The sequence below is a fragment of the Actinoallomurus acanthiterrae genome (assembly GCF_054775715.1).
The window spans coordinates 10,530,609-10,551,581 of the sequence record NZ_BAAHCO010000001.1 but is presented as its reverse complement, the minus strand read 5'-3'; the positions used below and the strand labels follow the sequence as shown (position 1 = coordinate 10,551,581).

At 72.1% G+C, this 20,973-nt stretch carries 18 protein-coding genes and 1 pseudogene; 9 read left to right on the top strand and 10 right to left on the bottom strand.

Annotation, left to right across the window (positions count from 1 at the left end; all coding sequences use genetic code 11):
* Window positions 1-51: 51 nt before the first annotated feature.
* The 4 genes from ACYVF7_RS49760 to ACYVF7_RS49745 all read right to left on the bottom strand — a co-directional run bounded on the left by ACYVF7_RS49760 (window position 52) and on the right by ACYVF7_RS49745 (window position 5,917).
* On the bottom strand, window positions 52-564 hold the full coding sequence (locus ACYVF7_RS49760; protein ID WP_460353655.1) for a hypothetical protein: 513 nt from the start codon (window positions 562-564) through the stop codon (window positions 52-54).
* A gap of 56 nt (window positions 565-620) precedes the next feature.
* Complete coding sequence (locus ACYVF7_RS49755; protein ID WP_460353653.1) at window positions 621-2,789, bottom strand: tetratricopeptide repeat protein; 2,169 nt, start codon at window positions 2,787-2,789, stop codon at window positions 621-623.
* A gap of 28 nt (window positions 2,790-2,817) precedes the next feature.
* On the bottom strand, window positions 2,818-3,444 hold the full coding sequence (locus tag ACYVF7_RS49750; RefSeq protein WP_460353651.1) for a hypothetical protein: 627 nt from the start codon (window positions 3,442-3,444) through the stop codon (window positions 2,818-2,820).
* Window positions 3,445-4,297: 853 nt separating this feature from the next.
* The gene (locus tag ACYVF7_RS49745; protein WP_460353649.1) at window positions 4,298-5,917 is read right to left on the bottom strand and encodes an alkaline phosphatase PhoX; all 1,620 of its coding nucleotides are present in this window, start codon (window positions 5,915-5,917) and stop codon (window positions 4,298-4,300) included.
* 334 nt (window positions 5,918-6,251) lie between these two features.
* Between ACYVF7_RS49745 and ACYVF7_RS49740 the strand changes: the two genes are divergently transcribed.
* The 3 genes from ACYVF7_RS49740 to ACYVF7_RS49730 all read left to right on the top strand — a co-directional run bounded on the left by ACYVF7_RS49740 (window position 6,252) and on the right by ACYVF7_RS49730 (window position 8,770).
* Complete coding sequence (locus tag ACYVF7_RS49740) at window positions 6,252-7,196, top strand: HpcH/HpaI aldolase/citrate lyase family protein (protein ID WP_460353646.1); 945 nt, start codon at window positions 6,252-6,254, stop codon at window positions 7,194-7,196.
* An 85-nt stretch (window positions 7,197-7,281) separates the two neighbouring features.
* Window positions 7,282-7,902: a DUF6758 family protein gene (locus ACYVF7_RS49735; RefSeq protein ID WP_460353643.1), complete on the top strand. Its 621-nt coding sequence runs from the start codon at window positions 7,282-7,284 to the stop codon at window positions 7,900-7,902.
* 7 nt (window positions 7,903-7,909) lie between these two features.
* Window positions 7,910-8,770: a PHP domain-containing protein gene (locus ACYVF7_RS49730; RefSeq protein ID WP_460353641.1), complete on the top strand. Its 861-nt coding sequence runs from the start codon at window positions 7,910-7,912 to the stop codon at window positions 8,768-8,770.
* 138 nt (window positions 8,771-8,908) lie between these two features.
* On the opposite strand, the gene ACYVF7_RS49725 is transcribed toward ACYVF7_RS49730, so the two are convergent.
* Window positions 8,909-9,505 (bottom strand): TetR/AcrR family transcriptional regulator, encoded by a 597-nt coding sequence (locus ACYVF7_RS49725; RefSeq protein WP_460353638.1) that lies wholly within the window; start codon window positions 9,503-9,505, stop codon window positions 8,909-8,911.
* Between the two features lie 62 nt (window positions 9,506-9,567).
* Here ACYVF7_RS49725 and ACYVF7_RS49720 point away from each other — a divergent pair, with 62 nt between their 5' ends.
* Window positions 9,568-10,470 (top strand): alpha/beta fold hydrolase, encoded by a 903-nt coding sequence (locus ACYVF7_RS49720; protein ID WP_460353637.1) that lies wholly within the window; start codon window positions 9,568-9,570, stop codon window positions 10,468-10,470.
* A gap of 23 nt (window positions 10,471-10,493) precedes the next feature.
* Here ACYVF7_RS49720 and ACYVF7_RS49715 read toward each other — a convergent pair whose 3' ends face one another.
* Both ACYVF7_RS49715 and ACYVF7_RS49710 read right to left on the bottom strand, forming a co-directional pair.
* Window positions 10,494-11,111 carry a LysE family translocator gene (locus tag ACYVF7_RS49715; RefSeq protein ID WP_460353635.1) on the bottom strand — a complete coding sequence of 206 codons (618 nt, stop codon included), beginning with the start codon at window positions 11,109-11,111 and terminating at the stop codon, window positions 10,494-10,496.
* The gene (locus ACYVF7_RS49710; protein ID WP_460353633.1) at window positions 11,111-11,620 is read right to left on the bottom strand and encodes an Lrp/AsnC family transcriptional regulator; all 510 of its coding nucleotides are present in this window, start codon (window positions 11,618-11,620) and stop codon (window positions 11,111-11,113) included. The genes ACYVF7_RS49715 and ACYVF7_RS49710 overlap by 1 nt, the downstream gene beginning before the upstream one ends.
* A 152-nt stretch (window positions 11,621-11,772) precedes the next feature.
* On the opposite strand from ACYVF7_RS49710, the gene ACYVF7_RS49705 reads away from it, so the two are divergent.
* A complete protein-coding gene (locus ACYVF7_RS49705) occupies window positions 11,773-12,465 on the top strand; it encodes an MBL fold metallo-hydrolase (protein WP_460353632.1) in 693 nt (230 codons plus the stop codon).
* Window positions 12,466-12,469: 4 nt separating this feature from the next.
* A pseudogene (locus ACYVF7_RS49700) lies at window positions 12,470-13,347 on the top strand (RecB family exonuclease).
* A gap of 33 nt (window positions 13,348-13,380) precedes the next feature.
* On the opposite strand, the gene ACYVF7_RS49695 reads toward ACYVF7_RS49700, so the two are convergent.
* Both ACYVF7_RS49695 and ACYVF7_RS49690 read right to left on the bottom strand, forming a co-directional pair.
* Entirely contained in the window at window positions 13,381-14,280 is a 900-nt protein-coding gene (locus ACYVF7_RS49695; protein WP_460353630.1) for an oxygenase MpaB family protein, read from the bottom strand.
* 86 nt (window positions 14,281-14,366) lie between these two features.
* The gene (locus tag ACYVF7_RS49690; protein ID WP_460353627.1) at window positions 14,367-15,236 is read right to left on the bottom strand and encodes an alpha/beta fold hydrolase; all 870 of its coding nucleotides are present in this window, start codon (window positions 15,234-15,236) and stop codon (window positions 14,367-14,369) included.
* 91 nt (window positions 15,237-15,327) lie between these two features.
* Here ACYVF7_RS49690 and ACYVF7_RS49685 point away from each other — a divergent pair, with 91 nt between their 5' ends.
* Both ACYVF7_RS49685 and ACYVF7_RS49680 read left to right on the top strand, forming a co-directional pair.
* The gene (locus ACYVF7_RS49685; RefSeq protein ID WP_460353625.1) at window positions 15,328-16,053 is read left to right on the top strand and encodes a glycerophosphodiester phosphodiesterase; all 726 of its coding nucleotides are present in this window, start codon (window positions 15,328-15,330) and stop codon (window positions 16,051-16,053) included.
* 77 nt (window positions 16,054-16,130) lie between these two features.
* Complete coding sequence (locus ACYVF7_RS49680) at window positions 16,131-17,918, top strand: serine/threonine-protein kinase (RefSeq protein ID WP_460353622.1); 1,788 nt, start codon at window positions 16,131-16,133, stop codon at window positions 17,916-17,918.
* A gap of 163 nt (window positions 17,919-18,081) precedes the next feature.
* Here ACYVF7_RS49680 and ACYVF7_RS49675 read toward each other — a convergent pair whose 3' ends face one another.
* Window positions 18,082-19,905, bottom strand: a complete 1,824-nt coding sequence (locus ACYVF7_RS49675) for a DEAD/DEAH box helicase (protein ID WP_460353619.1) — start codon at window positions 19,903-19,905, stop codon at window positions 18,082-18,084.
* A gap of 407 nt (window positions 19,906-20,312) precedes the next feature.
* On the opposite strand from ACYVF7_RS49675, the gene ACYVF7_RS49670 reads away from it, so the two are divergent.
* Window positions 20,313-20,957 (top strand): ferritin-like fold-containing protein, encoded by a 645-nt coding sequence (locus ACYVF7_RS49670; RefSeq protein WP_460353617.1) that lies wholly within the window; start codon window positions 20,313-20,315, stop codon window positions 20,955-20,957.
* Window positions 20,958-20,973: the final 16 nt, after the last annotated feature.

Sequence of the window (20,973 nt, the reverse complement as noted above, 5' to 3'; positions counted from 1 at the left end):
TTCCATGGGAGCCGGGAGATGACGCGGGTCCGTACGGATGCCACGGGGGGCCTATCGGTCCGGGCGGCGGCGCCGTCCGCCGACCATGAAGGGCGGTTTGCCGACGGACGTCGCGGGGCTGAGCACCGGGCGTACGGCGGCGTAGTCGGCGGGCATCGCGCCGGGCGACTCGGTGACCTCGCCGGTGGGCGTGAGCCGCATGACGAACGCCTCCTGGGCCCAGCGCTCGGTCTGCGCCTCGCCGTCCGGGGCGTTCAGGCGCTCCTTCGCCAGCAGCGGCACCACCGCCGACCACTCCTCCGACGCCGGCTCGACCTCGCTCACGGCGGCGACCCACGAGACGATCCTGCCGCCCTTGTCCTTGCTACGAACGGTCACGGTGACGCGCTCGGCCTCCGGCAGACCCGGCAGTGGCTGTTCGATGCCGCCCGTCACGACGTAGGCCGACCCGTCGTGCCAGAGGTGCCAGGCGGCGCGCGGCTGGGGGAGGTCGGGCAGGGCGAGCCAGATGAGACCCGACCGCTTGGTGGCCTCTTCGACGAGCGGGTTGGTGGGATCGCTCATGGATCCCACCTTTTCACGACCGGCCGGGACTCGGGACCCGGAGCACAGGCGGCGTCCTACCCGGCGCGCAGCCGGGCGTGCTCGTCCAGGTCGCGCCGGGCCTCCTCGGACCGGCCCAGTTCGCGGTGGCAGGCGGCGCGGCGGGTCAGGACCTCCTCGGCGACGCCCGGGTCCACGGCCAGGGCCTGGGTGAAGTCGTCGATGGCCTCCTGCCAGCGCCGGCGGCGCTGGTAGGCCACGGCCCGGTTGAACCGGGCCACGGCGTCCTCACCCAGGGTCAGCGCCTCGCTCAGGTCGGCGATGGCGGCGTCCACCTCGCCGTTCTCGAAGGCGAGGACGGCGCGGTTGACCCACGCCGCGGCGAGCGTGGTGTCGCGCTCGATCGCCCTGGTGAGCGCCTGTCCGGCCGCCTCCGTACGGCCGTCGGCCAGGTCGAGCAGGCCCAGGGTGCACAGGAGCCGGGCATTGCCGGGATCCAGGGTCAGGCCGTGCTCGACGTCCCGGCGGGCGTCGCCGAAGTCGCCGCGGTCGTAGTGGAGGCCGGCGCGGTTGACCAGCGAGTCCACGTGGTCCGGATCGAGGTCCAGGACGCTGTCGTAGTCGGCGAGCGCCGCCTCGTCCCGGCCGAGTTCGGACAACAGCCCGGCCCGGTTGTAGTACGCCTCGGGCGGGGGATTGCGGGCGATCGAGCGGTCGTAGTCCGCGAGGGCCTTTTCGGGGCGGCCCGCGCGGCGGTGCGCGTTGCCTCGCTCGAGATATCCGTCGCTCTCCTCGGGGAACAGGTCGATGACCGAGGTCAGGTCCGCGATGGCCTCGTCGTACCGGCCGACCACGGCGTAGACCTGCGCACGGTTGAACGACAGCAGCGCGCGGCGGAGGTACAGCTCGTACGGGTGGGGACCGGGCTGGGCGTCCAGCAGCTCCATCGCCTCGGTCTCCAGACGGATCGCCTCGTCGAAGTTGCCGAGCCGGAACTCGACCAGGGCCAGACCGTTCTGCTCGAACGCGGTCAGGTGAGCGCGGAGGCCGACCTCGGGCAGGGTGCGCGCCAGGGCGAGGGCGGTGTTGATCCACCCTCTGGCCTCGGCGTAGTCGCGTCGCTCCGGCGGGTAGAAGCGGACGTACAGCATGGCCATGCCGTACGCGGCGTGGGCCTGCACGGACGGCTCGGCCGAGAAGGCACGCAGCTCCCCGTAGACACGGCGGGCCTCGTCGGTGCGGCGGAGCGCGAGCAGCGGAATGTCCTGATCGAGGAAGAGACTCGGCTGGTCGCGCAGCTGGGTGGCCCGATCGACGAGGGCGCGGCCGAGGTCGCCGATCCGCACCGCCGCTTCGTAGTAGCCGACGTCGGTGACGTACTCGGTCGCGAGCCGGTACGCGGCGGCCCCCAGCGTGCCGGGGGACCGGCCGTGCGCGCGATGGTAGGGGATCGCGCCCAGCCGGAGTCCGAAGTCGTCCTGCCGCTCCAGCACCTCGGCGCGTTCGTCGTGCCACCGCTGCCGCTCGGCGGCCTCCGCGGCCTCGTACGCGGCCACCTCCAGAGGCACGTCACTGGTGCCGTCCGAGTCGACGAACGCCCTCGCCCAGGTGCTGCGGACGGCGGCAGACGCCCGCTCCAGCTCGTGGGCGACGTCCGGCCCGGTCGACGGTGCCGCCGGCACCGGGCGGGTGTACCCGTCCAGCGCGGTCTCGAGGTCCGCGGGCAGCGGGTCGCCTGTCACGCCGATCCCCACGGTCAGCAGGGCGGGGTCCATCCGGCGGACCAGGATGGCGAGGAACCGACGGTCCAACTCGTCCGCCGCGTGCACGTTCTCGAAGTGGCAGCCGAGCTGTCCGAGGTACGGCAGGGCCGCGCACTTCTTGAGGAAGTTCGTCAGGCCGTGCGCGAGCAGGAGCGGTCGCACCGTGGAATAGGCCCGGGTGAGGAAGCGCCGGTGCTCCTGGTACACGTCCACCGGGATCGGCCGGAACACCTCGTCGTCGATGAGCTCGTTCAGCTCCGGAGCCAGGTAGAGGATCTCGGTGGCGTGCGCGTGCACGAGCTCTGGATCCTTCTCGTACACCATCGGGACCAACTGGCGCATCAGGGTGTTGACACCCGTGTAGATGCCGCGCAGCCGACTGTGGCAGTCGGCCACCAGCGTCACCCCGGCCGGCGCGGCGTCCTGCCAGGCGGCCAGCCGGCTCTGCCGGTGCGGGCCGGTGATCCTGAGATGGCTCAACATTCCTCGTTCCGATTCGTTGGGGACATGGTCAGCCGGCCTTCCGGCGTGCTCTCCGGCGGCGCAGCACCATGACGGCGACGATCGCCAGGGGGACGAAGTTGAGGGCGAGAGTGGCACAACCGTCCAGGAACCGGGCGTCGAACGCGGTGCCGCTCAGCAGCCGGGTGGCGATGCCGGAGAGGACCTCCAGCACGGCCGGGACGCCGACCCAGGCCAGCGTGCCCAGGGTGAACAGGTAACCGAGCCCGAACAGGTAGCCGTACCAGCGGGCCACCTGCCGGTCGCGCGGATGCCAGCGCTCCTCGTCGTACGGCGCGGTACGGCGCACCAGCCGGTGCGCCCGGTTGGAGAGGTACTCCCTGGTGGTCCGGTGCAGGTCCACGCAGTGCAGCGCGGTGACGAACACCTGGTAGACGTCGGTTCGCAGATAGAAATAGAACTGCCACGCCAGCCGGAGCAACGTGGACAGGGCCAGTGCCCGCAAGAACGCGCCCGGGAAGGCGTGCGGTAGGCCGTGCGGGTCGGTCAGCCGGGCCAGGATCGTGAGCAGCGAGCACCAGACCAGGTCGCCCACCATCCCCGCCACCAGCGGCAGGTACCGGGACCGGCGCGGCACGCTCCACAGCCCGTTCAGGTGGGTCTCGAAGACCAGCATGTAGAGCCGGTTGCCGAGCCGCAGCCGACTGGAGACGCCGAGCCGCGCCGGCCAGCGCGTGCATGGCCTCGTGGAAGACGATTCCCGGCACTTGCCCGAAGAACAGCCCCAGCTCGATCAGCAGCAGGGACGGCGTGAAGAAGAAGTTCCGGTAGTCCGGCCGGAGGTAGGGGAACCGGATCATCAGCCACAGCGCGTATCCGCAGATCCCGAGGTAGACGAGCCAGGCCGGCCAGGAGAAGGCGGCGCGCCCGAGACGCTGCCAGCGCGGCCGTTCCGGCGCGGCGGCCGGGTCCGGCTCACCGGCCGAGCGGACGAACCCCAGATCCCGCAAGGTCTCCAGGAAGTCCGCCATGTCCACGGACTCGCCGTACCGTTCCCGGTACCAGCGGGCCGCCTCTTCGGCGCCGACGCCCGCCTGCAGCCGCCGTAGCAGCTCCGCGCCGTCCGCCGGGAACGCGGCGTAGCTGTCGCTGTCCCTGCGCCCCACGATGACATCGGGGCCGTCCGGCACCATGGTCAGCGGATGGAACATCAGGACGTCGCCGCTCATCCCGGACTACGGGGCCGCATGCGCCGCCCGTGCTCCCGGAACCGGCGGCGGAACGCGCGGAGGCTGCCGCCCCGCGCGCTCCGCCCGTTCGCCGGCCGAGTCAGGTAGTGGCAATGGCGGGCTGGTGGTTGAGCGGCGCGGACGTCACCTTGATCGGCTCGGTCCGCCGCACCACGATCTTCTTCATGGGCTGGTCCTGGTCCGCCTTCTCCACGCGATCACTCCTTTGCGTGTGGCCTCAACCGCCCGCTGCCGATCGCCGCGACACCATCCGGCCGGCTGAGATGATCATGATCGATGTTAGCGGGTGATCTCCCAGGTGGTGTTGTCACCGTGCTGCTGGGTCCAGAAGATCCGCCAGTCGCCGTGGAACGGGTGGGGGTTCTTCGCGCCGAGGAGCCCGGCGACGGTCGGGTCGCCGTCGGAGGTGTGGATACCGGTGATCTCGTTGTCGCCGTCGTTCTGGAACCCGTTGCCCTGCGCGGACCAGGCCGAGTCGACGGTCGCCGACGGGTCGCGGCCCTCCGCCAGGAACCGCACAGGCTGGCCCTTGGCGTAGTCGGCGTTCAGGTCGAACAGGTACGCCGAGTCGAGCAGGCCGCGCTGGGTGTGCAGCGAGTCGCCGGCGTCCTCGACGGCGGCGACGTGGTCCCGGTCGAGGAACGAGATGTTGTCCAGGCCGGTGTGCGCCTGGTCGCCGTTGAAGAAGATCGTCAGCTTGCCCTGGTCGGCGGCGGAGCCGGACTGGGTGAGCTTGTAGATCCCGCCCCAGCCGCCGTACGCGCCGTTGGCCTTGCTGTTCGCGTTCGTGTCGCCGGTCTCGGTGAAGAAGAACTCGCGGAAGTCGACGCCCGGCCGGAACACGCCGTTCTCCGGTCGCTTGAACGGCGTCGCCTTGGCGGCCTTGGCCAGCGCGTTCGCGTCGAACGGGGTGCTGGAGGCGTCGCCCTGGTGGAGCGTCACCCAGCGGGTGTCGAACACCGTCCCGTACGTGTGCAGGTCCTTGGTGTCGTCCGAGAAGATCGCGCCGGTCGGGTGGGACGCGTCGGCGGGGGTGAAGGTGATCGGCTGCCCGCTGCGCCGGGAGATCACCTGGAGGGCCTGGAGCGTGCCGCCCTTGCTCAGGTCGCCCTTGTCCTTCGGCACGAACCGGTAGACGAAGCTGTTGGGCAGGCGGGCGCCGGTGCCCGAGGGGACGTCGCCGCTGGCGTCCTCGACGATCCACAGGTTCCCGGCCGGGTCGACCTGGATGCCCTCGTACGAGCCGCGCCCGAGGACGTTCGAGATGTCCTGGACCTTGGCGCCGACGTCGGGGTCGCTCTGCCAGACGCCGCCGTCGGCGCCGTTCTCGGCGGTGAGCAGCAGCTTCTTGGCGAAGGGGTTCCACGTCGACCCGTCGAACGCGGGCAGTTCCCTGCCGTCGGTGGTCTTGGTGGCCAGCAGCGTGACGCGGTGCGCCGCGTCGGCGTCGAGGTTGACCCGGCTGATGTACCCGGGGCCGCCGCGCTCGTGGCCCTGGAACAGGAAGTGCGTGCCGTAGTCGTAGCCGGAGTCGGCGCCGTGCAGGCCGCGCAGCCGCAGGTAGGTGTTCTTGTCCGGCTCGGTCTTCGTCGCCTCGACGTTGTGACCGGGGGACTGGACGGCGCCGGGCTGCGGCAGCATCGGGCCGTCCGCGTGGTAGCCGTAGTACTGGACCTCCCCGGCGGGGTTCTCCAGCCTGTTCGATCCCTGCGCGACCGCGTGCTCCGCCAGCCCGGGCGAGAGCGTGTTCGGAGCGGCCGCTCCGGCGGCCTTGGCGACGGCGGGCACCGACGCCCAGCCGCCGACGCCGCTCGCGGCGCTCGCCGAGGTCGCGCCGAGCGCGACGACCGCGCCCAGGGCCACCCCGGCCGTGGCGACGCGCCTTGTAACGTGATTCATGGTCCTCGCTCCATCCCGCTCCCCGATGGTGGGGGCGGCCGGAGTCAATCCAGGACCGGCGTCATCTCCGTGGCGCGACGGTGTCCCGCCGATGAAACCGGCGAGCCGTGCACCTGTCTGACGGCGAGAAAGTGACCCGGTGAGGTGATTCACCGTGGATTCGACGATGCCCGTGAAGGCTTCGCGGACAGCGACGGGCCCGGCGGGCGGTGGCGGACCTCCCGGGCGGTGGCGGACCTCCCGGGCGGTGGAGGGCCTCGCGGGCGGTGACGGGCCCGCGGGCGGTGACGGGCCTCGCGGGTGGCGACGGGCCGGGCGGATAGCATCCGGAACCATGCCGACGCGCGCTCGCCGCAGCACTCTCGCCGTGCCCGCCAGCAACCCGCGGTTCATCGAGAAGGCCCGAGGCCTCTCGGTCGACGCGTTCTTCCTCGACCTGGAGGACGCCGTCGCGCCGTCCGCCAAGGCGGACGCCCGGGCGAACGCCGTGGCCGCGCTGCGCGACGGCGGCTGGGGCGACCGGGTCCGCGTCGTCCGGATCAACGACGCGACGACCGGGTTCGCCCACCGCGACGCGATCGAGGTGGTCGAGGGAGCGGGCGCCGACCTCGACTGCCTGATGCTGCCCAAGGTCACCTCCCCGGACCACGTCGTGTGGCTCGACGTCCTGCTCACCCAGCTCGAGCGCGCGACCGGCCTGCCCGTCGGCCGGATCGGCATCGAGGCACAGATCGAAGACGCCCGGGGGCTCACGCGCATCGACGAGATCGCCGCCGCGTCCTCCCGGCTGGAGACGCTGGTCTTCGGCCCCGGCGACCTGATGGCCTCGCTCAACATGAAGACCCTGGTAGTGGGGGAGCAGCCACCCGGCTACACCGAGGGCGACGCCTACCACCACGTCCTGATGCGCATCCTCATCGCGGCTCGCGCCCGTGACCTGCAGGCGATCGACGGGCCGTACTTCAACGTCCGCGACGCGGCGGCCTTCACGCGGGCGGCGCGGCGCAGCGCCGCGCTCGGCTTCGACGGCAAGTGGGTCCTGCATCCAGCCCAGGTCGAGGCGTGCAACGAGGTGTTCTCCCCGGCCCAGGAGGACTACGACCACGCCGAGCTGATCCTGGACGCGTACGACCACGCCACCCGGGTGGAGGGCCGCGGGGCGGCGATGCTCGGCGACGAGATGATCGACGAGGCGTCCCGGAAGATGGCCCTGGTCATCGCCGCGAAGGGCCGGGCCGCCGGACTGCGGCGCACGAAGGAGTTCTCCCCTCCCGCGTAGCATTGAGTAAAGACGCCAGATCACCGTTTTTTGGCCGTCCGGAAACCTTGACGTGGCCACCGCGACAGCGGGACCGTGAAACACCATGAGGGCCGCGCCCATCTGCCCGCGGTGTCGCGGGCCCGTCGCCCCGCCAAACGTCTGGTCGAGTGCCTGGACCTGCTCGACGCACGGCGAGGTCTGCCCCCTGCGCCCGCCCCGCCGGCCCTGCCGGGAGGGGCTCGAGGCGACGCGGGCCGAGACGCGGGTCCCGGTCTGGACGCCCTGGCCCCTGCCGCTCGGCTGGCTGGTCACCGGGTTCGCCGACGCCGGCGACGAGCGGTCCGGAAGCCGGGCCGTCGCGGTCGCGCTGTCCGGCCCGTCACCGGTCGGCGGTCCGGCCGACCTGATCCTCGTCGCCGAGGAGCCCGGCATCGGCCTCGGCGCGTCGTACGCCGGGCTGCCCGGTCCGGATCCCGGGCACGGATTCGGGACCTCGGCGCCCGACGCGAAGGTCGACATCGGCGGGCATCCGCTGCCGCTGTGGGCGCTGCCCACCGCCGAGACGGCGACGTTCGCCGGCGAGGCGCTCGGCCACTGGCTCTGGGCCGTCCTGTGGCCTGTCTCGGCGGGCGCGCTCATGCTCGAGGACCTGCGCCTGCGCGACCTGCGCGACGCCGATCTCGACCTGCCGTACGGAGCCGCGTGTCCCCGGCTGGGTGCATGATCGGATCGTGCGCATCGACCTGCACTCCCACAGCTCCGTCTCGGACGGCAGCCAGCCGCCCGCCGACGTCGTCCGCCGCGCGCACGCCGCGGGCGTCGACGTCCTCGCCCTGACCGACCACGACACCGTCGCCGGCCACGCCGAGGCCGTACGCGCGCTGCCGCCCGGCATGACCCTCATCCGTGGCATGGAGCTGTCCTGCCGCCTCGGCGGGCGCGGCCTCCACCTGCTGGCCTACCTGTTCGACCCCGCCGAGCCCGAGCTCGCGGCCGAGCGGCGGCGCATCCGCGAGGACCGGGCGCACCGGGCGCGCGGCATGGTCGAGCGCCTGGGCCGGCTCGGCGCGCCGGTCACCTGGGAGATGGTCCAGCGCGTCACCGGGGAGTCCGTCCCCGGACGGCCCCACATCGCCCGCGCGATGGTCGAGGCCGGGGTGATCTCCCGCATGGACGAGGCGTTCACGCGCGAGTGGATCGGCGCGGGCGGCCGCGCGTACGTCGACCGGTACGCCCTGGACGCCGTCATGGCCGTCGGCCTGGTGCGCGAGGCGGGCGGCGTCCCCGTGATCGCCCACCCCCGGGCGTCCCGGGGCGGCTACCTCTTCACCGACGAGGAGATCACGCGCCTGGCCCGCGCCGGACTGGGCGGGATCGAGGCCGACCATCCGGAGCAGGCGGAGGCGGACCGCGCCCGCCTGCGGGGACTCGCGGCGGACCTGGGGCTGTTCACGACCGGCGCCAGCGACGACCACGGCGAGGCGACCGGCCACCGGCTCGGCGCGGAGACCACGTCGGCGGAGGCGTACGAGGCACTGCTCGCCCAGGCCACCGGCGCGCGCCCCGACGTGGGCGGACGCGGGGACTTCTGACCACCGCCGGTCGCCGCGCGCCTGCCCGGCTGCCGCCTTCCTGGGCGGCGTACGCCGGCGATCAGGCGTGGTCCGTCCGCACACGCGGCGCGTGTCCTCGTCGACGGTGCGTCCCATTCGCCAGAAGCGCCGGTGCGATCACGTCGCCAGCCGGGCGAGCTGATGGTCGAGGGTGTTCAGGGCCTGGTCGGCGGAGCCGTGTCCCAGGAGCAGGGTGGTGGTCAGCCCGCTCACGAGGGCGAGGAGGATGTCCGCCTCCGTCTCCGCGTCGAGGTCCGGCCGGAGCTCCCCGTCGCGGACGCCGGCCCTGATCTGGTCGGCCACCGCCGCGACCAGCAGCACCTGGCCACGCCGGTAGGTGGCCGCGAGATCCGGATCGCCCAGCGCCCGGATGAACACCGCGATGCCCACCAGGGACTCCGTCCGGCCCTCGGGCTCCAGCGGCAGCAACGCGACGAGGACGGCGCGCAGCAGCCGTCGCGGGGTGTGCGGCGGCGGGGTTCTCGCGACGCTCTGGCGTACGCGCTCCTCGATGCGCTCGCGTAGGCGCCCGACGGCGAATCCGACCAGGTCGTTCTTGTCGCGGAAATAGTGCTGCACCAGGCCGATCGACACGCCCGCCCCGGCGGCCACCTCCCGCATGCTCACCGCCTCCAGGCCGCGCTCGGCGGAGATCCGCCACAACGCCTCGGCGATCTGCCGGCGCCGCTGATCGTGGTCGACCTGTTTCGGCATGCCGAGTCCTCCCGGATATCACCTATCGTTACGATACGATCATATTGCGAAAGGTGGTCCGGATGTCCCGCGACAAGGTCGGCGGCTTCACCACGCCGGAAGGCCGCAGCCGGTTCGACCGGGTGTACGAGGAGGGGATGCGGCTGCTGCCTCGCCCTGTGGAGGTGCGCGACGTGCCGACCGCCTTCGGCCGGGTGCGGGCGTACCGCTTCGGCGACGCCGGGGGCGTCCCCATCGTGCTGCTGCACGGCACGGGGGGAACGAGCGTCATGTGGCGGCCGAACGTCGCGGCCCTGGCCGAGAAGCGCAGCGTGTACGCGATCGACCTGCTGGGGGAGGCCGGCCGCAGCGAACAGACGGCGCCCATCCGGGGAGCCGGCGACCAGGCCGCGTGGCTCGCCGCCGTCCTGGAACGGCTCGACGTCCCGGCCGCCCATCTCGTGGGCGCGTCCATCGGCGGCTGGATGGCCTGCAACCAGGCCGTACGAGCGCCGCAGTCCGTCGCGTCGATCAGTCTCCTCGACCCGATCAACACCCTGGCGCGGATGTCCCTCGGCCTGATCCTCCGGACGATCCCCGTCGTCCTGCCGCTCACGGCGGGATGGGCGCGGCCCAGGTTCCTGAGCTGGATCGACGGTCAGGGCCAGGCTCCCGAGGACGATCCCGTGGGCCGGGTGATCAGTGCCGGCATGCGCGACCACCGCGCCGCCATGCCCACTCCGGCCTACTTCACCGACGAGGAGATCCGCTCCATCGACGTGCCCGCGCTCGTGCTCGTCGCCGGACGCAGCGCCGTACACGATCCACACCGCGCGCTCCGCCGCGCCGAGACCCTCATCGGCGACGTCCAGGCCGAGCTCTGGCCGGACGCCACCCACGCCATCTCCGGCCAGTGCGCCGACGAGGTCAACGCCCGGGTGCTGCGCTTCGTCGACGACGTCGACGGACGGTCACCCGGTTCCTGAGACGCCCACCCGGGGACGGCCGCTCACGGGGCGACGGCGCGGGCGAGCATCAGCGCCGCGAGTGCGGCGAACAGCGCCGCGGACAGGCCGGTGAACGCGCCCTGCCCGCGGTGGCCGAGACGTCGGCCCGACCGCGCCACCACCAGCGCGATGACCGCCTCCAGGCCGGAGGCGACCACGAACCAGGTGACGGTGAACACCACCAGGCCGGACGGACCGGCGAGATGCTGGGCGCGCAGCATCGCCGGCGTGCCCGTGGCGAGCCAGAACGTCCACGTCAGCGGGTTGGCCAGGTTCGCCGCGACGCCCTTCCAGAACGCCCACCCTTCGCCCTGCGGCACCGTCTCCTTCCGCCACAGGCGCACGGTGTCCCGTACGGCGCGGACCGCGAGCCAGAGGAAGAACGCCGCGCCGACGAGCGCGACCCACAGTGTGGCCTGGGCGACGGCGGCGATCACCCACGCGAACGCCAGCGCGGGCAGCAGGAGAACGACGTCCGCGACCGCGGAGCCGAGGATGACGCGGAACGCCGCGCCGAAACCGCGGGTGGCGGCCTCGTTCAGGATCGTGATGAAGATCGGCCCGACGGACACCGCCGCACCCGCGCCGAGCAGCACTCCGAGCCAGACGACCTCGCCCATCAGCGGCCCTCCGCCGCGTCGGCGGTCCGGCCGGAGCCCGCGACCGGGCCGAGCACGGCGGTCGCCGTCACGTCCTTCACGGTCTCCAGCGCGATGGACGACACGGTCCGCGTGACGCCCGGGATCGCGCGGAGATCGGCCAGCAGGCGGCGCAGGGTCTGCGGGGACGCGGTACGGACCTTGAGGATGTAACTGTCCTCGCCGTCCACGTCATGGCATTCCACGACCTGGGGATCGGCGCCGATGACCGACTCGAACGGCTGCTGCTCGTCCGCCGACGCCCTGACCTCGACCCGGACGATCGCGACGAGCCCTTGGTCGAGGACGGCCGGATCGATGAGCGCGGTGTAACCGCGGATGATCCCCTCCCGCTCCATGCGTTTGATCCGCGCGTACACCGACGGCCCGGTCAGGCCGACGGCCTTGCCGATGGCCGCGTGCGTCGCCCGCCCGTCGGCCTGCAGCCGCCGCAGGATCGCCAGATCCGTCTCGTCGACCGGATCGTTCACGGATTAGCTCCTTCGCGAATGTTCATTAGAGTCGGCAGCATAGATCGGCAATGTTTCGTCGGCGTTTCGCGGTGGATTGTCGACGGCCCTACGCGGGGCCGGGATCGGCCGCGTACCGCACACCAGTCCTGGGAAGTCGGTAAGGTTCCAATGTGGACGCGCGTATCGACAAAGTGGTGACGTCGGGCAAGGTCACCGTCGACGACAACGAGTACGACGTCGAGAGCAACACCTACATCGTCGGAGACGACGACGAGGTGATCGTGATCGACCCCGCCAACGACGCCGAGGCGATCCTCAAGGAGATCGGCGAGCGGGAGGTGATGGCCGTCATCTGTACCGACGGTCGCGATCATCACCTGGGCGCCGTGCTCGAGATCGCCGAGGCCGACGAGGAAGAGGTGGCGCCGATCGGCGTGCACTCGCGGGACCGCCTCCTGTGGCGTCAGTACTTCCGTGCCCTCGCCAAGAAGGAGGAGGACTCGGAGTTCAAGGACCTCCAGCCCGACATCGACATCGAGGACGGCGGCATCTTCGAGATCGCCGGCGCCCAGCTCGAGGTGATGCACACGCCCGGGCACACCCCCGGCAGCATCTGCCTCTACAGCGAGCAGCTCGGTGTGCTGTTCTCCGGCGACACCCTGCACAAGGGCCGTCCGGGCCGGGTCGGCGAGGAGTACCACGACCTCCAGGAGCAGCTCAACTCCATCGGGTCGCTGCTCGGGCCGCTGCCCAAGGACACGCGGGTGCTGCCCGGCCAGGGCGACGAGACGACCGTCGGCGAAGAGGACTCCCAGTGGGAGAGCTGGTTCGCGCTCGCGCAGGAGCCGAGCTCCGAGGACTGACGCCATGGCGGCCGAGCAGCTCGGTTTCGAGGGGATGCCGAGACGGCTCTACCCCTGCACGCCCTCCCGCCTGAACACCTGGCTCGACTGTCCGCGCCGCTACCGGATGACCTATCTCGACCGGCCCAAGCCGGAGAAGGGTCCGCCGTGGGCGCACAACAGCGTCGGCGCGAGCGTCCACAACGCCCTCGCCGGCTGGTGGCGGCTGCCGCTCGACGAGCGCACGACCGAGGCCGCCGGCTGCTCGACCGGGCCTGGCTGAGCGACGGCTTCCGGGACGACGCCCAGGCCGCCGAATGGCGGCACCGCGCCCGGGAGATGGTGCTGCGCTACGCCGCCGGGCTCGACCCGGCGGACGAGCCCGTCGGCGTCGAGCGCACGGTCTCGATGAAGACGCACGTGATCACCGTCCAGGGGCGGATCGACCGCCTCGACCGGCGCGGCGACGAACTCGTGGTCGTCGACTACAAGACCGGTCGCCGGCCGCTGACCGCCGACGACGCCCGCACGTCCCTGGCGCTCGCGCTGTACGCCGCGTCGGCACGCCGCATGATGCGGACCCCGTGCCGTCTCGTCGAGCTCCACCATCTGCCGACCGGCGAGGTCGCGGTCTGGGAGCACACCGACGAGTCCCTCGACCGCCACCTCCGGCGCGCCGAGCAGATCGCCGAGGAGTGCGGCGAGGCGGACGAGTGGTTCCGCGCCACCACGCGGCCGGCGGACGTCGCGATCCCGCCGGAGCGCCGCCACGAACGCTTCGACGAGAGGTTCCCGCCCCAGCCGGGCCCGCTGTGCGCCTGGTGCGACTACGCGCGCCACTGCCCGGAGGGCCAGGCCGCCGCCCCCACCCGCGACCCCTGGTCCGCGCTGGCGTCGGACTAGACCTACCGCCCGACCCCGCCGTCGTACCGGGGGTCAGGCGGCGGCGGGCCTGGGCCAGCGGCGGGGGTCGCGGAGGCCCTGCAGGCCCTTGTCGAGGTCGTAGCCCTCGGCGGCGAGCCGCTGCCGGGCGGCTTCGAGCATGTCCTTCGTGGCCTGCTGGAACGACAGGTCGTGGACCTTCTCCGGGAGGGTGTTCATCGCCAGCCGGAACGATCTCAGCGCCGCCGTCACCGCCGGCTGCGGGATCTCCGGCAGGACGCCGTACATCCGCCGGGCCCAGGCGGGCAGCGAGTAGTAGCACAGGGCGCCGAACGGGACGTACATCGGCTTGCCGGCCGACAGCCACCGCATCTCCTCGGGCAGCCTCGGCCACAGCAGGAAGCGTACGGTCGAGCGGGCCTCCGGGGTGACCTTCAGCCGCGGGCGCATCTCCGCGAAGAAGGCCTCCATCTCCGCGAGGCTGCCCGGCACGTCCTCCTCGTGCAGGCCGACGTACGTGGCGCTGCGGCGCTGTTCGGCGAGGTAACGGTCGGCCTGCCGGTCGGTGAGCCGCAACCCGGCGCGCCGCGCGACCTCGAGGTAGGAGGAGACCTCCGCGCAGTGCACCCACAGGAGCAGTTCCGGGTCGTCGACGCGGTGGGTCCGGCCCGTGTCTGGATCCTTGATCCGCAGTGCGCGGTGGATGTCCCTGACCCGGCGGCCGAGACGGTCGGCCTCTTCGCGCGTGCCCCAGGTGACGACGCCGACGAAGTCGGCCGTGCGCTGGAGCCGGCCGATCGGGTCCTCCTGGAAGTTGGAGTTCTGCCATACACCGCGCATGGCGATGGGGTGCAGGGCCTGGAGCATCAGGCCGCGCACACCGCCGATCCACATCGACCGGTCGATGTGCACCTGCCAGGTGACGCTCTGCGGGGGCTGAACCGTCGCTGCCATGGGATCAGGGTAAGCGATCAGTTACATGAGACGCCAGGTGTTTCTTGTCTCAAAGTCGTCGGGGTGGCGATGGGTATGCGGTGTCGTCAGGCGCGCTCGGCCTCGTTCCAGAAGGCGGTCAGCGCGCTCGCCACGGTCTCCGGGGCCTCCACGGCGGGCGAATGGGCGGCCCCCGGGATCACGACCTTCCGGGCGCCCAGGCGCTCGGCCATCGCGGCCTGCTCGCGCGGATCCCACCCGTCGTCGTCCTCGCCGTACAGCACGAGGACCGGCAGGTCGGCGTCGTCGGCGACCTTGGCGAGCTCGTCCACCCGGTCGGGGCAGGACAGGACCTCCCGGGCCATCGTCAGCAGGCCCGCGGGGGAGTTCATGAACATCCGCCGGCGCAGGAACGCGACGATCTCGGGAGCGACCCCCTTGGCGATCACGTCCGGCTCCATGCGGGTCGACCAGAGGTGTTCGAGGCCGACCTTGGGCAGGGCCGCGAGCAGCACCCGGCCCTCGACCTCCCGCGAGCCGCCGATCGCGGCCGGTCCGGAGCTCATCACCGTGTACGAGGCCAGCATCGCCGGATCGGCGATCACCGCCTCGCGCGTCACCAGCCCGCCGAACGAGTGCCCGACGAGGTGGACGTGGTCGTCGAAGTACTCGAGGACGGCGGCGACGTCGGCGCCGAGCGCGGCGCAGGTGTAGGCCGACGGATCGTCCGGTCCCGGAGTCTCGTGCTGGCCGCGCATGTCGAGCGCGACGACGCGGCGCCCGGCGCCCGCCAGGGTCTGCAGCACCGCGATGAAGTCCTCTTTGCTGCCGGTGAACCCGGGGACGAGCAGCGCCGGAGCCCGTTCACAGACACCAGAGCCCGGAAGTGCCTCGAGAACGGCGAACGTGCCGCGCGACGTGTGGATCTCCGTGCGGCGGACGCCGGGAGGCAGGGTAAGGAACCGGGGCGTACTCACTGGCAGGAGCTTACTTGCCCATGGGGCTATCGACACCATCATAGCGATTTGAGTGGTACTTCGCTGGGTGTCGCAAAGGTACTCTCGTGGCATGACGGCTGCCGTCTCCGCCCACAAGGGCGGGTCCGAGGTCGCCCGGGCCGCCACCTGGGAAGCGTATGAGAGCGCCCTCACCACTGGGGCGGAGTACGTCGAGTTCGACATCCGGCGTACGCGCGACGGCGAGTTCGTCGTCTTCCACGATCCGCGCGTCGCGAACCGCCCCGTGGCCGGGCTGACCTATGACGAGCTGTGCGCCGTCTCCGGTCACCGCGTCCCCCGGGTCCGCGACGTGATGGCCCTGATCGCGGGCCGCGCGAAAGGCCATCTCGACCTGAAGGAGGTCGGCGACGAGGACGAGATCATCACGCTCGCCCTCGACCTCCTCGGTCCGGACGGCTTCGTCGCCACGACGCTCGAGGACTCCTCGATCGCCCGGATCAAACGGGAGTTCCCCAACGTCACCGCCGCCCTCTCGCTCGGCCGCAGCCTCCGTGAGGTCTCCTGGCTCTCGAAGGCGCCGACGCGGATCCAGGAGCTGTATCCGCTGCGCCGCATGCGCGAGTGCGGCGCCGACTGGCTCGCGGTGCACCGCCGGCTCGCCCGCGCGACCGTCCTGCGCATGTGCGGCCGGCTCGGCGTCCCGGCCATGGTGTGGACGGTCAACGACGAGCCGCGCATGCGCCGCTTCCTCCGCGACGAACGAGTGACGGTCCTCATCACCGACCGCCCGCGTCACGCCCTGAGCCTGCGCCAGGCGGGCCCCAACCCGGCCTGATCCGGGGGGCCGACGGCCGGTATCTCCAGTAACCTGCGTGATCATCGGGTTTCGGGGATACGGAGGGCCGGAAGATCATGCCGCTCGATGACCGGGTCGGCTCTCTGCGGGCGGGTGACCCGGCCGAGCTGGGCCCGTACCGTCTCCTCGGGGTGATCGGCCGCGGCGGAATGGGCACCGTGTACCTCGCCGAGTCGGCCTCCGCCGAGCGGGTGGCCGTCAAGGTGATCAATGCCGACTTCGCGGACGAGCCCTCCTTCCGCGACCGGTTCCGCCGTGAGGTCGCGGCGGCCCGTCGCGTCCGCAGGTTCTGCACCGCGCCCGTGCTCGACGCGCAGGTCGACGGCGAGCCGCTCTACATCGTCACCGAGTACGTGGCAGGGCCCGACCTCGCGAAGTTCGTCCGGGAGTCCGGCCCGATGAACGGATCGAGCCTCGACCACCTCGCGGTCGGGGTGGCGACCGCCCTCGGCGCCATCCACGGGGCGGGGATCGTGCACCGTGACCTGAAACCCGCCAACGTGCTGCTGTCCCCGATGGGGCCCCGGGTGATCGACTTCGGGATCGCCCGCGCCCTCGACAGCCTGACCGAGGCCACCGGCACCGGCGAGATCATCGGCACCCCGGCGTACATGGCGCCCGAGGTCATCCAGGGCGAGCGGGCGACGACGGCGTCCGACGTGTTCGCCTGGGGCGCCGTCGTCGCCTTCGCCGGCACGGGCGCCGCGCCCTTCCCCGGCGCGATCCTGCCCGCGGTGCTCTACCGGATCACGCACGGAACGCCGCTGCTGGACGGCCTGGACGAGGCGGTACGGCCGCTGGTCGAGCAGGCCCTGAACAAGGACCCGGCCCGCCGCCCGACCGCGCAGGAGCTTCTCACCGGACTCGTGGGCCCCACACGGGACCTGAAGGCGCCGCCGCCGACCGGCTCGAGCGTCCGCGCCACACCGGGCGATCCCGCGGGCTCGGAGGCCGCCGGTCCGGCGAATGGGACCCGCCGGTTTCCGGGCGGCCCTGAGAGCTCAAAGATCGGTAGTCCCGTCACGGCGCCCGGTGCGTCGGCCACGGCGCTCGTCGTGGACGACACGGCGGGTCCGGGACCGGCGGCGTCGGAAGCGGCCGTACGGGGCCGGTCGCGGTCGCGGCGCCTCGCCTGGATCGGTGCGACCGGTGCGGCGGTCGCCGCCACGCTCGGGTCGGTGATCGCGCTCTGGCCTTCCGGCGGCCGGCCCCAGCGAGGGGAGACGAAGCTCGCCGCCGTCTACACCAGTGAGTTCGCGTCGAACGCGCGGACTTGGTATGTCGACAAGGACACCTCCTACGTCGGTGGCCGCTATCGCATGAAGGCCGAGGGCCGGACCGGCAACGATTCCAAGCCGGCGCCGTACCCGTCCCAGAACCTGCCGGCTCGCATGGAGGCGGACGTCGACGCGAAGGTGGTCTCCGGACCGGGCGACGGCATGATCGGCCTATGGTGCCGCGGGCCGGACGACCGGATCCTCGACGGTTACGTGTTCCTCGTCCGGAGTGACGGTCACGGCGCCTTCATTCGCAAGGTGACCGCCGGGGGCTCCCAGACGCTTGCCCAGGTTCCGTTGGCCACGGGTTACGACGCGGAGGACGGCCCGGATGAACGACCACCGGGGGCGAATCGTTTTGCGATCCAGTGCGAGTCCGACGGGGCGAAGGTCCATCTTCGGCTGTCGCTGAACGGGCGCCTCACCGCTGAGGCCACGGACGCCCATGACCCGTTGGCACTCGGGCAGACGGGACTGGTGGTGATGCGGGGCAGCGGAGCACACGGCGGCCGGATGATCGTGGACTTCGACGACTACGAGATATTTCGGATCAGCGGCCCGCGTTGAGGGGCGTCACCGGTCTGGCCGACCTCCTCGATGGGGACGCGTCACCCGGGTCGGTCCGGTCACCGGACGCGCGCCACCCGGCCGCCTCGGTCGAGGGCACGAATAAGGGGCGTGACCGATGACCACGCCCCTCTTCAACCGCACTTCAGGCGGACTCGCGCGCTCAGCCCGTCCGGGCGCGCCGCTTCTTCCGGGCCGCCGGCCGGACCGGCTCGGTGAACTCCGGCAGGTCGTCCGCGTCCGCGAGCGCCGGCGGCGCCAGGAACTGCACCATCGGGATGCCCGCCGGGCTCATCAGCACCGGGGCCGACACCGGCTCGGGCCGCTGCGCGGGCGCCTCGGCGACCGCTGGTACCGGCTCGAACGGCGTCACCGGGCTCGCCGGCGTCACCGGGCTCGCCGGGGTCTCGGGAACATCGGCGGTCTCGCGGTCCGCGACCGGTGCGACGGGCGCCTCCGAGGCGCGCCGGCGAGTGCGGCGCGGGGCCGTGACGGCCTCGACCGGCTCCGGCGAGACCTCGACCGCAGGCACTGCCGCCTCGACCACGGGTGCCGCAACCTCGACCACAGGCGCTGCCACCTCGACCGCTGTCGCCTCGGCCGCAGGCGTCGCCGCCTCGGCCACAGGTGTCACCTCGGTCGCCGGTGCCGTCGCCTCGGCCGGGTGCGTGGCCGCCGGGTCCGGCTGGCGGCGGGTGTGCCGCCGTGCCGTCTGGGCGGCCGTGGCCGCATCGGCCTCGTGCCCCAGCGGACGGCCGCCGCGGGTGCGCTGGCGGGATCGGTTGCGTTCCCTGGTGGCGCGGCGCGGCTCCTCCTCCTGCCGCTGGTGCGACCGGGAACGGCCGGTCTCGCCGATGTCCTCGACCTCCTCGGCCTCCAGCCCCGCACGCTCCCGCTGCGCCTTCGGCAGGATGCCGGAGACGTCGGACGGGATGTCGAGCATCTCGTACAGGTGCTCGGAGGTGGAGTAGGTCTCGGCCGGGTCCGCGAAGTCCAGGCCGAGCGTGGTGTTGATCAGCTTCCAGCGCTGCAGGTCCGCCCAGTCGATGAGCGTCACCGCGATGCCCTCTTTGCCCGCACGGCCGGTACGGCCGATCCGGTGCACATAGGTGTCGGCGCCGTCCGGGCACTCGTAGTTGACGACGTGGGTCACGTCGTCGACATCGAGGCCGCGGGCCGCCACGTCGGTGGCGACGAGCACGTCGATCTTGCCGGCGCGGAACGCGCGCAGGGCGCGCTCGCGCTGTCCCTGGCCGAGGTCGCCGTGCACCGCGGCGGCGGCGAACCCCCGCTTGGCGAGGTCCTCGGCGACCCGGTCACAGGCCCGCTTCGTCTGGCAGAACACCATGGTCAGACCGCGCCCACGGGCCTGCAGGACCCTGGAGAGCAGTTCGGGCTTGTCCATCTGGTGCGCCTGGAAGACGTGCTGCACGACCTGCGGAGTGGTCTCGGACTCCTCGTGCGACTCGGCCCGCACGTTGGTGGGCCGGGTGAGGTACTTGCGCGACAGCGCGACGATCTCGCCGGGCATGGTGGCCGAGAACAGCATCGTCTGGCGACGCTCGGGCACCTTGGCGACGAGACGCTCGATGTCGGGCAGGAAGCCGAGGTCGAGCATGCGGTCGGCCTCGTCGAGGACGAGCACCGAGACCTGGGACAGGTCGAGGTACTTCTGCTTGACCAGGTCGAGCAGCCGGCCCGGCGTGCCGACGACCGCCTCGACGCCGTTCTTGAGGGCGTCGATCTGCGGCTCGTACGCGCGGCCGCCGTACACCGACAGCACACGGCTGCCGAGCTTGCCGCCGGCGACGATCAGATCGTCGGTGACCTGGATGGCCAGCTCACGGGTCGGAACGATGACCAGGGCCTGCGGCTTCTTCCCGCCGTGCTGGATACGCTGCAGCAGCGGAATGCCGAAGGCCAGGGTCTTGCCGGTGCCGGTGCGCGCCTGGCCGATGATGTCGTGCCCGCCGAGGCCGATGGGCACGGCGAGTGACTGGATCGGGAACGGTTCGACGATGCCCTCTGTTTCGAGGGCGTCTGCTATTTCGGGGACAACCCCGAGATCACGAAAGGTCGTCAGGGCCTTCAGCCTCCCAGTGTGCGGGGTCCGCTCAACGCCGCGGGCGCACCGTGTCGGTGGCGCGGCGAGCCGTCTCGCGGTCGCGATTCATGCGCCGTCTCCGGCAGGGCTCTCAGGCACCCGTCGGTCGTCGCATTCGATCGCGCCTTCGCGCGGGAGGGACCAGCCGTCAAATTCTTCCTCAGGAGTGACCGGGTATGGGGTCGCGCTCTGCAGCGACCGGTCACAGTTCGCCACGCAGTGTAGCTGGCGGGGGCCGAATCTAAAAGCCCCGCTGTTGTCGTCAACGCCGCCGAGTACGATTTCATTTCATGGTTTCGGCCGGAACGCCGCCTCGATCACGGTCGGTTGAGCTGTACGGCCTGCTGGCGTGCGTGCGGTTGACCGCGTTCGAGCAGCGTGCGGCGGACGCGGGGCGGGCGGCGTCGTACGAGGACACGGTGGTCCTCGCCGGCCTGGCGACCGGCGCGTTCGCGCAGTTCGAACTCCTGCGGGACCGGCTCATCGAGGTGGGCGCGGACCCGTACGAGGCCATGCGCCCGTTCCAGGCGGCGATCTCCGCGTTCCACGAGCGCACGCGTCCGGCCGACGCGATGGAGGCGCTGACCAAGGTCTACGTCGCCGACTCCATCGTGGCCGACCTCTACCGCGAGGCCGTGGAGAAGGCCGACTCCGCGACGCGCACGGCGGTCCACGAGTCGCTGGCCGATTCCGGCCACGCCGAGCTCTTGCGGGAACGCCTGCGCGCCGGCGCGGAGAACGATTCGCGGCTGGCGTCGCGGCTCGGGCTGTGGGCCCGGAGGCTCGTGGGCGAGACGCTCAGCCAGGCCCACGCGCTCGCGGAGGGGCACCCCGCGGTGGGCGCGCTCTTCGGTGAGGAGGACGTCGCGACGATGTTCGGCCGGATCGTCGACCGCCATCAGGCCCGGATGCGGGCGATCAACCTGCGGGACTGACCGCCGATTCGGTCAC